Source organism: Modicisalibacter xianhensis (assembly GCF_900113605.1).
In the GTDB taxonomy this organism is placed as follows: Bacteria; Pseudomonadota; Gammaproteobacteria; order Pseudomonadales; family Halomonadaceae; genus Modicisalibacter; species Modicisalibacter xianhensis.
The window spans coordinates 199,778-212,968 of record NZ_FOPY01000008.1 but is presented as its reverse complement, the minus strand read 5'-3'; the positions used below and the strand labels follow the sequence as shown (position 1 = coordinate 212,968).

The window sequence follows — 13,191 nt, the reverse complement described above, 5'->3', positions numbered from 1 at the left end:
ATGTTGCCATACATTGGCTAGCTTCCTGTCAGGGCGTGGCCCAGCCTGCCGGCAGACCCAGGAAGTTCTGGATAATGAAAAAGTGGTCTTCGAACAGCGTCTCGGGCTCCAGATCTGCCAAGGCTACCCATTGTGCCGTGTCGCCGCCCTTGACCGGCTTCAACCGGGGCAGTTGCTGTTCGGGCCGTAGTGCGAAGTAGAAAGCTTCGGCAAGCGATCGGCCTCGCCAACTGCGGTGGGGCTCGTCGAACAGACGCCGTTCGCGCAGGGAGCCCTTGAGTACCGGCTCGGGGACTTTCAGGCGGATTCGTTCACGCAATTCTCGCAGGCAGGCATCCAGCAAACGCTCATGGGGATTGATAAATCCTCCAGGCAAGGCAAGCAGGCCTTTTCCCGGCGCGGCTCTACGTTTGACGAGCAGCACGTGCCCCGACTGGACGACAACGGCATTGACGGTCACGAAAATGGGTGGATAGGGTGCCTGTGCCCATGCCCTACGATACTGCTCGACCAGGTCCTGCTCTTCCAGCAACTGCCTTCCGGCCGAGGTCCGGTGGAATGCCTCCAGTGTCTGATGAACCTTGGGAGGCAGGTCATGCTCGGCGCCGGTGGCCAGGTAGTCTGCCGCAGATGCGCTGGAATGAAATAGCCGCTCGCGAATCTGGCTGGCCGAGATGCCATCGACCAGTGGTACGCTGACAGATTCCCACTGCGGGAAAAGACTCAGGTAATAACTCGACTGCCCTCGACTTGCGCCGATCAGCCCGATGCGGGGCAGTTTGCCCTGGCTGGGGCGGGCAATGTCACGGACCTTACGCTGAACATCGCGTACCCAGACGTCATCATTGTAGAGAGCGTCCAGCAGGGGTTCGATCTCGAGCCGTTGATTGTCCGTGTCATCGAAGCAGCTGCGCAGCATGTCCCGACGTTCTTCGAAGCGCCACGGGTTGCGCAACGACCGCGCCTGCCATGCAGAGCCGATCAGCACAATGACTTGGCGTGCTCGTTTGAGAGCGTCGTGTATGACTGCCAAATGCCCCAGGTGAGGCGGCTGGAAACGGCCAATAAAGACCAGGCAATCGAAATCGAGGCTATTGTCAGACATAGGAGCGTCGGGCCGGGGTTGTCACGCCAAGGTGGGGCATGGGGCGACATTATGGGCGCAGGGTTGCTGCGCTTCAAGGAAGCGGGCAGAGTCATATATCGGATTTCGCTCACATTCCGTGACGAAGATCACTTGGTTAAGCTGAAAACGAAATCCACGCGCAGGAGGGCGAATGGTCAAGAAAATGGCGCTGAACTGGTACCGCATCGTCCTCAATGCTGTCCAGCTCTGGTTGGAGCATAACGCGTTCAGTTACGCCGGCTCTCTGGCTTTCTATACGCTTTTTTCCTTGGCACCGACAGTAATCATCGCCGTGACAGTCATTGGCGTGGTGTTCGGCGAGGAGGCGGCTCAGGGTGAACTTGTAGCGCAGTTGCAGGATGCGATCGGCCCTGGCGCCGCCCAGGCCGTCGAGCAGGCAGTCATCCAGTCGCGTATCGAAACCTCGGGGTTGCTACCGACCCTCTTCGGCATCGGCGCGCTGTTGGTAGGTGCTACCACGGTATTCGCTCAAATGCAGTATTCCTTGAATTCGATCTGGGGTGTCACACCCAACCCTGACAGGAACAGCTTCATTACCTTCATGAAGTCGCGCCTGCTCTCCTTGGCTGTCGTACTGGCTATCGGGTTCGTGCTGTTGGTGTCACTGGTTCTGGGTGTGGTCCTGCGAGCCTTTTTCGTATTTGCCGGTAATTGGCTACCTGCCGGTGAAGCCCTGTTGAGCAGCGCCGAGGCCCTGCTCTCGCTGCTGATGATCGCTGCCTTCTTTGCCGCCCTGTTCAAGATACTGCCTGATGTGGTCATTGGTTGGCGAGACGTGGTCATCGGCTCCATCGTCACTGCCGTGCTATTTTCCATTGGTCGCTACGGTATCGCGGCGTATCTGGCCTACACGGCCACGGCATCGACTTATGGGGCAGCAGGCTCGGTGGTGTTGATCCTTCTATGGGTCTACTACTCATCATTGATACTGTTGTTCGGTGCTGCGCTGACACGGACCCACCTTGAAGCCAAGGGGCGAATCATCGTCCCTCGAAACACGGCGGTTCGCGTTCAACGTCAAATGCTTGATCGTGACCAGAACGCTTCGCCGAAATGATCAGGATGCCTGGTTATTCAGAAGGACAAGCGCTTGGGTTGAGGGGCAGCAGGTGCTAAAACGTAAGCATTTCATGCATGGAAGGGAAGCGGACCATGAGCAAATGCTGTGTCCGGGCGCTAGTATCCGGTAAGGTTCAAGGGGTGTTCTATCGTCGGGCGACCCAGGAACAGGCGTTAAGCGCCGGCGTGACTGGCTACGCCAGCAACCTGCCGGACGGAAGTGTAGAGGTCGTTCTGTGCGGTGAAGGCGAGGCAGTCAACGCGGTGGTCAAATGGCTTTGGAATGGGCCACCCAACGCCAAGGTGACCCATGTGGAGCTGGAAGGCACCGAATGGCGGAATTACGATACCTTTGTGACGTCATGAGCTTTTAGCCGAGCACCTCGAGCATCCATGAAACGACCGCCTCGCCATTGGCATTGAGGCAAACCTCGACCGCAGGCGTGCTGGACCAGTGCTCCCCCAGGAAGGGGCGGCCCTCAGGCGCGAAAATGGTCTGCCCTTCAGCGTACCCTTCAGTGGCAACTGTCAGGTGGCCACGCGCTGTCGTGAACAGTTCGGGCTTCATGAGCCAGGCGAGAGCACAACTATCGTGCGGACAGCACCCATCGATACCTAGTGCGCCGCGATAGAAATCGCTGTAGAAGCGGTAGCTGCCGGCAAGTACCTGGCCAAGTTTTCCCTGCGCCCCGGCGATTTTATCCATGTCAGCAGGGCTCAACACGCAACGATGAGTGGCATCGAGTCCGACCAAGGTCAGTGGCCACCCCGCGGTCAATACGCGTGAGGCAGCATGCGGGTCATTGAACATGTTGGCCTCTGCGACAGGCGTCACATTGCCGCCTTCGCGGATGGAGCCCCCCATGATGACGACTTGCTTCACCTTGTCGATGATGCCCGGATCGAGCTGTAGTGCTGCGGCCAGGTTGCCGACAGGACCGACGGCGACCAGCGTGATTTCGTTGGGGCGGGCATTTACCTGGCTGACGATGAATTCGGCGGCACTCATGTCCAGTGCCTTGCCGCGCACAGCGGGAAGTTCGATATTGCCCAGGCCGTTGGCGCCATGAATGTGGGCCGGTGCTGGATGCTTGGGCTTGACCAGCGGTGCTGCGGCGCCTTGCGCGACGGGAATCTCCTGCTGTGCCAGTTCGGAAAGCAGCAGGGCGTTATGGGTCGCCGTCTCGATATCCACGTTACCGTAGGTCGTCGTCAGCCCGAGAAGCTCGATATCGGGATGGGCCAGGGCAATGGCGATGGCCTGGGCATCGTCGACGCCGGGATCGGTATCGAAAATGATCGGTGTCGGCATGATGGGCTTCCTTGTGCAAATGTAATGATCGGGCCAGGCCCGTTGAGGGATCACCGTCATCCAGCCAGTGATCAGGACGTCAAGAGTTCCAGTTCAGGCCAGTCTCTGGTGACATCGAGAACTTCACTGAGCACTGGAATGCTGGGTGCAGCTCCCTCACGCTGTACGCACAGTGCTGCTGCAGCACTCGCCAGGCGCAAAGCCTCGATAAGGTCGGCATCGTTTTGCCTGGCTGCCATGAAATAGCCGATAAATGTATCACCCGCTGCTGTAGTGTCCTTGGGTGTAACGTGATGCGCGGATAGCCGGTACTGTGTCTCGCCATGTACATAGCAGACACCCTCGCTACCGAGGGTGAGTACGATCTCTACCAGGGGGAGGCGGGCACGTAACGCTTCGACCAGCACCTGGGCCGAGGCGTGATCATCCTGGCCGACCAGGGCGGCGGCTTCTCCACGGTTGAGAAACAGCAGCTGGCAGGCTTCGAGCGGCAGGCGCAATACACCGGCATTCATCGGGGCGGGGTTGAAGGCAATGCGCATGCTGCGATCCGCTGCGAGGGTCATCATCTTGCCCAAGGCATTGCACTCGTTCTGCAGTAGGAGCCAGTCGTCCGTTACCACGGAGGAAGCGAGAGCACGCTGTTGTGCGTCAGTGAATCCATGATTTGCTCCAGGGTGAATGATGATCGCGTTCTCACCATGATCATCGACCTGGATGATAGCGTGGCCGCTGGCATCGGCTGTCAATTCGATGTGCGAGATGTTCACGCCCGCCGAGGAAAGGGTCTCGAGGGCCCAGCGATCGCCTTGGCCCAGGCGTCCCCAGTGCACGACCTTGCCGCCAGCGCGGGCGATAGCCAAGGACTGGTTGGCGCCTTTGCCCCCGAGGACCTGACGGTAGCCATGACTCGAAAGTGTCTCGCCTGGCCTGACGAGGTGAGGTACACGGTAGACATGGTCGATGTTCACCGATCCATAATTGTAGAGCATGCGTTTTCCTGACGGGTCTGCGCCTGATGTTTATCTTGCGGTATGCCTTGGCCTGTTTCGAGTATTGTAATCAAAAGCCTGCGTTGCAAGGGCCAGCCTGATACCAGATATACCGTTATCTAGTATTTCCAACACTAGAATAATTTAACTCACTGGTTTCCACGAACGGATATTTTCAACCGTCAATGCAATGACATTCTGCCTCGCTTCAGGGCTTATCCAGGCGCTGTGGGGTGTCACGATAAGGTTTAATGGCTCGCCCAAGGCATCGATCAAGGCATGGCCCTGGCGAGGTGGCTCCTGGGGCAGCACGTCGACACCCAGTCCGCCAATTTTTCCGTTCCGCAGTGCTTCCAGTGCCGCGATTTCGTCAATGACATTGCCGCGTGCGCAGTTGACCAGCAAAGCATCACGCTTCATGTCGTTCAGAAGAGTGTCATCGATGAGGTGATGTGTAGCCTCGGTCAGAGGGCAGTGCAGACTGAGCACGTCTGCAGTTGCGATCAATTCCTTCAGCGAGGGGCGTTCATCGGCTTCTTCATTGCCCGGGCGCGCGGCGAAGGCAATCTCCATGCCAAATGCACCGGCAAGGCGGGCAACAGCGTTACCCAGCACGCCACTACCCACGATTACCAGCCGTTTGCCGGAAAGTTGCAGGGTACGATGGCTGAGCAGGCAAAAGAAGGGGCTTTTCCCCCATTGTCCTGCGGCTACGTCGCGCTGATAGAGAGGGAGACGATTGGCCAGTGCCAGAATCAGCATCAGAGTGTGTTGCGCCACACTCTCGGTCCCGTAGGCCGTGACGTTGCGAACCGTGATACCCAGTCGCTCGGCAGCAGCCATGTCGATATTATTGGTACCTGTTGCCAGTACACAGATCAGTTTGAGGCGTGGCAGATCAGCCAGAAGCGCTTCATTCAGGACGACCTTGTTGACCAAGACGATATCAGCATCCAGCAAGCGCTCTCGGCATTCTTCCGGCATCGTCAGAGAATGGATCTGCAACTCATCCACTTCGGCACGTAGAGGCGAGAGGTCGATATCGTCTCCCAGCGTGGCAGCATCCAGTATCACGGCTTTCATCAGGGTACACTCCTTGGCGGATTCGGCTGTCATTGTTGGCGCGGCCTTGCCCGTCGGGGGCGGCAACACGCTATAATATGCGGCTTCCAAGGCAGGCTTGGAAAGCGCGTCGACTGGCCGCATATTGCTTCCACCGCATGCGTGCTACGCCTGCGGTCGTTGTCATGTCACAGAGTGATAAGAACCATGCCCATCTACGAATATGAGTGCAAGGCCTGTGGCCATCGTCTGGAAAAGTTGCAGAAGGTCAGCGCCGCGCCATTGACGGACTGTCCAGCCTGCGAAACGTCGCAACTGGCACGGTTGATTTCCGCTGCCGGTTTTCGTCTGGCCGGAGGCGGCTGGTACGAGACAGATTTCAAATCAGGCGGAAAGAAGAACCTTGCCGGGGAAAGCGGCGACAAAGCTGCGTCGAGTGCAACGAGCACGGAAAGCAAGGCAACCGCCTGACGTTCCTGCCGGCGGCCAGCCGGCAGGACCCACACGAAAGCAACTGAACAGGATTTGACATGCGCAGCCATTATTGCGGCCAGCTGAACGAAACCCAGGTGGATGAAGAGGTCACGCTGTGTGGATGGGTGCATCGCCGTCGTGACCATGGGGGCGTAATCTTTCTCGACTTGCGCGATCGCGATGGCATCGCCCAGGTCGTCGTCGATCCCGACACCCCGGATGCGTTCGCGACCGCTGACCGTGCACGTAACGAGTATGTGCTGCGCATCCGTGGCCGGGTCAGGCTGCGTCCCGAAGGGACCCAGAATCCCAACATGCCGACAGGGCTTATCGAGGTGTTGGCCAAGCAGGTCGAGGTCTTGAACACGGCGGCAACACCCCCGTTCCAGCTCGACGAGCATGGCAAGGTCGGTGAAGAGGTGCGCTTGAAGCATCGCTATATCGACCTGCGTCGCCCGGAAATGATCGACAAGTTACGCCTGCGCTCACGCATTTCGCACAGCGTGCGTGCCTACCTCGAAGGGGAAGGGTTTCTGGATATCGAGACCCCGATCCTGACTCGAGCCACGCCGGAAGGCGCGCGCGATTACCTGGTGCCAAGCCGTACGCACCCAGGGCATTTCTTTGCGCTTCCGCAATCCCCTCAGCTCTTCAAGCAACTGCTGATGGTGTCCGGCTTCGATCGTTACTACCAGATCGCCAAGTGTTTCCGCGACGAGGACCTGCGTGCCGATCGCCAGCCCGAGTTCACGCAGATCGACCTTGAGGCCTCGTTCGTCGACGAAAACGACATCATGGCCATTACCGAGCGCATGATCCGCCAGTTGTTCGTCGACGTCCTCGACGTCGAGCTGCCTGAGTTTCCGCGCATGCCGTACGCCGAAGCCATGCAGCGTTATGGTTCCGACAAGCCGGATCTGCGGATTCCCCTGGAGCTGGTGGATGTCGATGATCTGATGAAAGACGTCGACTTCAAAGTCTTCTCCGGACCGGCCAATGCCGACGACGGCCGTGTCGCTGCGCTCAAGGTCAGTGGCGGTGCCAAGTTGACCCGCAAGGAAATCGACGATTACACCCGGTTCGTCGGCATCTACGGTGCCAAGGGGCTGGCGTGGATCAAGGTCAACGAGCGTGCCAAGGGCATCGAGGGGCTTCAGTCGCCCATCGTCAAGTTCATGGATGGCATCGTCGAGACGCTGCTGGATCGTGTCGGTGCGGAAGATGGGGACATCATCTTCTTTGGTGCCGATAAGGCACGCATCGTCAACGAGGCGCTGGGTGCGCTGCGCGTCAAGCTGGGCAGTGATCTCGAACTGTATACCCAGGCATGGGCACCGTTGTGGGTCGTCGACTTCCCGATGTTCGAAGCCGACGATGCCGGGCGCCTCTCTGCACTGCATCATCCGTTCACTGCGCCATCATGCACGCCCGAACAGCTCAAGGCCGATCCGGCCGATGCATTGTCTCGCGCCTACGATATGGTATTGAACGGGACCGAGCTGGGTGGGGGGTCGATTCGTATTCACGATCAAACCATGCAGCGCACTGTCTTCGAGGTGCTGGGTATCGGCGCCGAAGAGGCCGACGAGAAGTTCGGCTTCCTGCTCGATGCCTTGCAATATGGCGCTCCGCCACATGGCGGCCTGGCGTTCGGTCTCGACCGTCTTGTCATGCTGATGACCGGAGCCAAGACCATTCGCGAGGTCATTGCTTTCCCGAAGACCCAGAGTGCTGCGGATCTCATGACCGATGCGCCTGGCGAAGTCAGCCCGGACCAGCTCAAAGATCTCAACATTCGCCTGCGCCAGAAGGCCAAGGTGGCGACCGACGAAGAATAATTTCTTCGCCGGGCTCAACGTCGTTTCACATGCCGAGCCGGCATCCTGTATCAGGGTGCCGGCTTGATACCGTCAAGGGGGAACTGCTCATGGCCGGCCACAGCAAGTGGGCGAACATCAAGCACCGTAAAGCCGCCCAGGACGCCAAGAAGGGCAAGATATTCACCAAGTTGATTCGCGAGTTGACCGTCGCCGCCCGTCAGGGGGGCGGCGAGCCTGTCGATAATCCACGTCTACGTGCCGCTATCGACAAGGCGCTGGCCAACAACATGACCAAGGACACGATTCAGCGAGCCATCGACCGTGGCGCCGGCAACAATGATGCCGATGACATGGAAGAACTGACCTATGAAGGGTACGGGCCCGATGGTGTAGCGATCCTTGTCGAGTGCATGACCGATAACCGTAACCGTACAGTTTCCGAAGTTCGTCATGCGTTCAACAAACATGGAGGCAACCTGGGTACGTCGGGCTCGGTGGCATTTCTGTTCAGCAAGCAGGGACGCATGAGCTTCCCGCCGGAAAGTCCCGAAGAAGACATTATGGAGGCGGCACTGGAAGCCGGCGCCGAAGATGTCCTGACCAGTGACGACGGTACTGTCGATGTCGTCACCAATCCCAAGGAGTTCGGAGCCGTCAAGGATGCTCTGGTAGCAGCGGAACTGGAGCCACACGGCAGTGAAGTGGGAATGTTTCCGGAGACCTACTCACCGATTACGGATGTCGATACCGCGAAGAAGATCATCAAGCTGGTCGACATGCTGGAAGATCTCGATGACGTACAGAACGTCTACTCCAATGCTGACTTCGATGAACGAATTCTTGCCGAGCTTGACTGACCGACTGCGCTGTCTGGACGCGGAGGCGGTGCGATGATCGTGCTGGGAATCGACCCCGGATCGCGAATTACCGGTTATGGCGTTCTCGATCTGGCTCTCGCCAGGCCGCGTTATGTCGCCAGTGGCTGTATACGTATCCGCAGCGATGATCTGGCACAGAAACTGGCTCAGGTCTATGCCGGTGTGTCGGAGCTGATTGCCATGTACCGTCCTGCCGAATTCGCGATTGAACAAGTGTTCATGTCGCGTAATGCCGATTCGGCATTGAAGCTGGGCCAGGCGCGCGGCACTGCCATCGTCTGTGCCGCCAACCACGGTCTTCCTGTGTTCGAGTATGGTCCGCGTCAGGTCAAGCAGGCCGTGACCGGAACGGGGGCGGCGGACAAGCAGCAGGTGCAGCATATGATAACGGCGGTGCTCGGCCTCAGCGATACGCCGCAGGTAGATGCTGCCGATGCGCTCGCCATCGCATTGACCCACGGTCATGCCCGCATGGGACTGGTCCAGAAAGGCAGCTTTGGCGGACGCCGGCGCGGCACAGGGCAGAGTTGGCGGGACTTTCGTCCATCCTGATTTAAGTGAACACTGTTCACGCAGCGCTAGTCAGTCAAGCAGACGGCAAGTATAGTGGCATCAGTCATTTGAAGGATTGGTAGGCATGATTGGACGCCTGCGAGGCACCCTGATCGAGAAGCACCCTCCCTGGCTGGTCGTGGATGTGGGAGGGGTCGGCTACGAGCTTGAAGCTTCCATGAACACGCTACTGGCATTGCCCGGCCTCGGGGAGACCGTACAGCTGTTCACTCATCTCAGCATTCGTGAGGATGCCCACCTGCTCTATGGATTCTACAAGGAGCCGGAGCGAGCCCTGTTCCGGGCACTGATCAAGGTCAATGGTGTCGGCCCCAAGCTTGCGCTAGCCATCCTTTCCGGCATGGAGCAGGATCAGTTCATTCGTTGTGTCATGGACAATGACATCAAGGCCCTGACCCGACTCCCGGGGGTCGGCAAGAAGACAGCGGAGCGTCTCGTCGTCGAAATGCGGGACCGTTTCCCGCATTGGAGTGCCGACCAGCAGGGAGAGTTGGCCTCGTTGCAGTCGGGTGCCTCGGCTGCGGCCAGCGACCCGCTGGCTGATGCCGAAGCGGCACTGGTCAGTCTGGGCTACAAGCCAGCCGAGGCGACTCGCATGCTTTCTGGATTGGAGGCCGGCCTGTCCACCGAGGCACTCATCAAGACGGCGCTCAGCCGCAAGCTGGCAGGATAAACGGTAACCATGATCGAAAGTGACCGTCTGATCGCTGCCGATCCCCAAGTGGGGGAGATTCGTGCAGACCACGCCATTCGCCCCCAGCGCTTGGCCGACTATATCGGGCAGCCGAGGGTCCGCGAACAGCTCGATATCTTCATTTCGGCGGCGCGCCAGCGAGGCGACAGCCTTGATCACACTCTAGTATTCGGCCCGCCCGGTCTGGGCAAGACGACCCTGGCCAACATCATTGCCGAGGAAATGGGCGTCTCCATCAAGTCCACCTCCGGGCCGGTGCTCGAGCGTGCCGGGGACTTGGCCGCCATGCTGACCAATCTCCAGCCTGGCGACGTGCTGTTTATTGACGAGATTCATCGTCTTCCGGCGGCTGTCGAGGAAGTCCTTTACCCGGCGATGGAAGACTTTCAACTGGATATCATGATCGGTGAAGGACCGGCAGCGCGCTCGATCAAGCTCGACCTCCCCAAATTCACCCTGGTTGGGGCGACCACTCGCGCCGGTTTGTTGACTTCACCGCTCCGGGATCGTTTCGGTATCGTACAGCGGCTCGAGTTCTACGATATCGAGGAGCTCACGGAAATCGTGGCCCGCTCGGCACGTTTGCTGGGGATCGAGTCACAGACTGGCGGTGCTGCAGAAGTGGCCCGCCGCGCACGCGGCACGCCGCGTATTGCCAATCGTCTGCTGCGGCGTGTACGCGATTATGCCGAGGTGCGTGGCGATGGACGCTTGACGAAAGAGATCGCCGACTTGGCGCTGAACATGCTGCACGTCGACAAGCATGGGCTGGACCACATGGATCGACGGCTGTTGCTCGCCATGATCGAAAAGTTCGATGGTGGGCCGGTAGGCGTGGATTCCCTGGCGGCAGCCATCAGCGAGGAACGCGATACCATCGAGGATGTCATCGAGCCCTATCTGATTCAGCAAGGATTCATGCTGCGCACGGCGCGCGGTCGCATGGTGACCCGCCAAGCCTATCTGCACTTCGGGCTGGCCGCAAAAGACAGTGTGCCGGATGCCGCAGGTGAGGAGCTTCGTTGATGGCGGCACCGTTCTGCATGCCGGTTCGCGTGTACATCGAAGATACCGATGCCGGCGGCATTGTCTATTACGTCAATTATCTCAAATACATGGAGCGGGCCCGCACCGAGTGGCTAAGACAGTATGGCTTGACCCAGAAAGAATTGCTGGACAGGGGAGTCCAGTTGGTCGTGCATCATCTGTCGTGCCGCTATGCCAAGCCCGCCCGGCTCGATGACGAACTGCAGGTTAGTGCTCAGGTCGTCGAGCGTTCCGCCTGTCGGCTCGCGTTTCACCAGCGGGTAATGGCTCGCGGGGAACCCTTGTGCGAAGCGGACGTCCATATCGCCTGTGTGGACGCAACGCGGCTTCGCCCGGTACGGTGGCCATCGGCTCTGGCCGAGGTCCTGAATGGATAATTCTGTATTACTACGAGGACACCCGTGAACGACTCCATGTCCATTCCTCATCTGATCATGAACGCCAGCCTTGTGGTGCAACTGGTCATGCTTTTGTTATTGGCCGGTTCCATTGCTTCCTGGGTCGTGATATTTCAGCGCAGTATCGTGCTACGACGTGCCAAGAAGGCGCATCGTGCATTCGAGGACAAGTTCTGGTCGGGGGTCGACCTGAACGAACTCTATCGTGAAAAGCCGCCTGAGCAGGAAGTCGTCGGGGCCGAGCATATCTTTCGTGCCGGGTTTCGCGAGTTCAATCGCTTGATGACCAAGACCCGCAACTCGCAGGCCATTCTGGATGGCGTTCAGCGTGCCATGCGTGTGGCCTGGTCCCGGGAAGAAGAGCGGCTCAACCTGCACTTGATATTCCTCGCGACTGTGGCCTCCGCGAGCCCCTACATCGGTCTGTTCGGCACGGTCTGGGGAATCATGGGATCGTTCCAGAGCCTGTCGATGGCACAGCAGGCCACGCTATCCACTGTGGCTCCCTGGATTGCCGAGGCCTTGATTGCCACCGCCATGGGTCTGTTCGCCGCCATCCCCGCGGTCATTTTCTACAACCGCCTCTCGGCGAGTTCCAACCGAGTGCTTGGCCAGTACGAGGACTTTGCCGAAGAATTTCACTCCATCCTGCACCGCAATCTGCAGGGACGTGAGCGCGAAGTCGCCTGATCAAGGGGAGCCGTACGATGCTGGGTCCATTCAATCGCGGGCCGCGACGCAAACCTATGGGCGAAATCAACGTCGTTCCATTCATTGACGTGATGCTGGTGTTGCTGGTCATTTTCATGATCACGGCACCGATGCTGACCCAAGGGGTGCAGGTCGACTTGCCGCAAGTGACTTCCGAACCCATCGAGGACATTGAAGATCGTGAGCCGATCATCGTATCCGTCGATAAGGAAGGGCAGTACTTCATCTCGCTGGGTGACGAGGAGACGCCTGTCTCGCTCGACGAGATCAGCGACAAGATCATCATCATTCTGCAGCGCCGCCCAGAAACCCCCGTTCTGGTGCGCGGCGACCGTAACGTGCCTTACGGTCAGATCGTGACCTTGATGAGCACTTTACAGGTTGCCGGCGTGCCCAACGTCGGTCTGATTTCCGAGCCGCCCCCTGGTGAAAGCTGAGTAGACGCGATGGCTAAAGAAGAACGCAGAGTCGGCTATGGCCTGCCCACGCTGCTTGCCATTGGCGTGCATGTCCTGGTGCTGTTGGTAACTGCCTTGCGTTGGCCGGATACCGATGCAGACCCCAGTTCCTCGGCTGTCGTGCAGGCAACGCTGGTCACCACTGAAACGGCAACCGACCAGGCTCAACGCGCCAAGGAAGCCCAGGCACGGGCTGCTGCCAATCAAGAGGCCGAGCAGGCCCAGGAGCAGGAGCAGGAGCAGGAACGGCAACGCCAGTCAGAAGCCGAGGAGGCTGCACGACAACAGGCCGAGGCTGAAGCGCTGGCACGCCGCGAGGCCGAGCAACAGGCGCGGGAAGAGGCATTGAAGCAGGCCAAGGCCGAAGCCGAGCGCCGGGCCGAAGAGGCCGCCAGGCAGGCGCAGTTGCGAGAAGAGCAAGCGGAGCAACGTCGTCAGGAGGAGGCAAGCCAGCAGGCAGAGCGTCAACGCCAGGAAGAAGCAAGGCGCAAGGCCGAGGAAGAAGCCAAGCGCAAGGCTGAGGCAGAAGCCAAGCGCAAGGCCGAGGAAGAAGCCAAGCGCAAGGC

At 59.2% G+C, this 13,191-nt stretch carries 16 protein-coding genes; 12 read left to right on the top strand and 4 right to left on the bottom strand.

Features of this window, described 5'->3' with window-relative positions; genetic code table 11:
• Nucleotides 1-28: 28 nt before the first annotated feature.
• A complete protein-coding gene (locus BM194_RS11710; protein WP_092846935.1) occupies nucleotides 29-1,105 on the bottom strand; it encodes a bifunctional nicotinamide-nucleotide adenylyltransferase/Nudix hydroxylase in 1,077 nt (358 codons plus the stop codon).
• 172 nt (nucleotides 1,106-1,277) lie between these two features.
• Here BM194_RS11710 and BM194_RS11705 point away from each other — a divergent pair, with 172 nt between their 5' ends.
• Nucleotides 1,278-2,204, top strand: coding sequence for a YihY/virulence factor BrkB family protein (locus BM194_RS11705; RefSeq protein ID WP_092846933.1), 927 nt, complete (start codon nucleotides 1,278-1,280; stop codon nucleotides 2,202-2,204).
• 95 nt (nucleotides 2,205-2,299) lie between these two features.
• Nucleotides 2,300-2,572 (top strand): acylphosphatase, encoded by a 273-nt coding sequence (locus BM194_RS11700; RefSeq protein ID WP_092846931.1) that lies wholly within the window; start codon nucleotides 2,300-2,302, stop codon nucleotides 2,570-2,572.
• A gap of 4 nt (nucleotides 2,573-2,576) precedes the next feature.
• Here the strand turns inward: BM194_RS11700 and BM194_RS11695 are convergent, their stop codons facing one another.
• The 3 genes from BM194_RS11695 to BM194_RS11685 all read right to left on the bottom strand — a co-directional run bounded on the left by BM194_RS11695 (nucleotide 2,577) and on the right by BM194_RS11685 (nucleotide 5,593).
• On the bottom strand, nucleotides 2,577-3,518 hold the full coding sequence (locus BM194_RS11695; RefSeq protein WP_092846929.1) for a nucleoside hydrolase: 942 nt from the start codon (nucleotides 3,516-3,518) through the stop codon (nucleotides 2,577-2,579).
• 71 nt (nucleotides 3,519-3,589) lie between these two features.
• Entirely contained in the window at nucleotides 3,590-4,510 is a 921-nt protein-coding gene (locus tag BM194_RS11690) for a ribokinase (RefSeq protein ID WP_092846927.1), read from the bottom strand.
• 144 nt (nucleotides 4,511-4,654) lie between these two features.
• Nucleotides 4,655-5,593: a D-2-hydroxyacid dehydrogenase gene (locus tag BM194_RS11685; RefSeq protein WP_092846925.1), complete on the bottom strand. Its 939-nt coding sequence runs from the start codon at nucleotides 5,591-5,593 to the stop codon at nucleotides 4,655-4,657.
• Between the two features lie 186 nt (nucleotides 5,594-5,779).
• On the opposite strand from BM194_RS11685, the gene BM194_RS11680 reads away from it, so the two are divergent.
• From BM194_RS11680 to tolA, 10 genes are all read left to right on the top strand, one after another.
• Entirely contained in the window at nucleotides 5,780-6,043 is a 264-nt protein-coding gene (locus BM194_RS11680) for an FmdB family zinc ribbon protein (RefSeq protein WP_092846923.1), read from the top strand.
• Nucleotides 6,044-6,102: 59 nt separating this feature from the next.
• Nucleotides 6,103-7,884, top strand: coding sequence for an aspartate--tRNA ligase (gene aspS / locus BM194_RS11675; RefSeq protein ID WP_092846921.1), 1,782 nt, complete (start codon nucleotides 6,103-6,105; stop codon nucleotides 7,882-7,884).
• Nucleotides 7,885-7,973: 89 nt separating this feature from the next.
• Nucleotides 7,974-8,723, top strand: a complete 750-nt coding sequence (locus tag BM194_RS11670) for a YebC/PmpR family DNA-binding transcriptional regulator (protein ID WP_092846919.1) — start codon at nucleotides 7,974-7,976, stop codon at nucleotides 8,721-8,723.
• A gap of 33 nt (nucleotides 8,724-8,756) precedes the next feature.
• The gene (gene ruvC, locus BM194_RS11665; RefSeq protein ID WP_092846917.1) at nucleotides 8,757-9,296 is read left to right on the top strand and encodes a crossover junction endodeoxyribonuclease RuvC; all 540 of its coding nucleotides are present in this window, start codon (nucleotides 8,757-8,759) and stop codon (nucleotides 9,294-9,296) included.
• Nucleotides 9,297-9,381: 85 nt separating this feature from the next.
• Nucleotides 9,382-9,990: a Holliday junction branch migration protein RuvA gene (gene ruvA, locus BM194_RS11660; protein ID WP_092846915.1), complete on the top strand. Its 609-nt coding sequence runs from the start codon at nucleotides 9,382-9,384 to the stop codon at nucleotides 9,988-9,990.
• Nucleotides 9,991-9,999: 9 nt separating this feature from the next.
• On the top strand, nucleotides 10,000-11,037 hold the full coding sequence (ruvB, locus tag BM194_RS11655) for a Holliday junction branch migration DNA helicase RuvB (RefSeq protein WP_092846913.1): 1,038 nt from the start codon (nucleotides 10,000-10,002) through the stop codon (nucleotides 11,035-11,037).
• A complete protein-coding gene (gene ybgC / locus BM194_RS11650; RefSeq protein ID WP_244890948.1) occupies nucleotides 11,037-11,435 on the top strand; it encodes a tol-pal system-associated acyl-CoA thioesterase in 399 nt (132 codons plus the stop codon). The genes ruvB and ybgC overlap by 1 nt, the downstream gene beginning before the upstream one ends.
• Nucleotides 11,436-11,459: 24 nt before the next feature.
• Nucleotides 11,460-12,146: a protein TolQ gene (gene tolQ, locus BM194_RS11645; RefSeq protein ID WP_092846911.1), complete on the top strand. Its 687-nt coding sequence runs from the start codon at nucleotides 11,460-11,462 to the stop codon at nucleotides 12,144-12,146.
• 17 nt (nucleotides 12,147-12,163) lie between these two features.
• Nucleotides 12,164-12,604, top strand: a complete 441-nt coding sequence (tolR, locus tag BM194_RS11640; protein WP_092846909.1) for a protein TolR — start codon at nucleotides 12,164-12,166, stop codon at nucleotides 12,602-12,604.
• A gap of 9 nt (nucleotides 12,605-12,613) precedes the next feature.
• The coding region (gene tolA / locus BM194_RS20925) for a cell envelope integrity protein TolA (protein WP_244890951.1) at nucleotides 12,614-13,191 on the top strand (578 nt) is incomplete at its 3' end.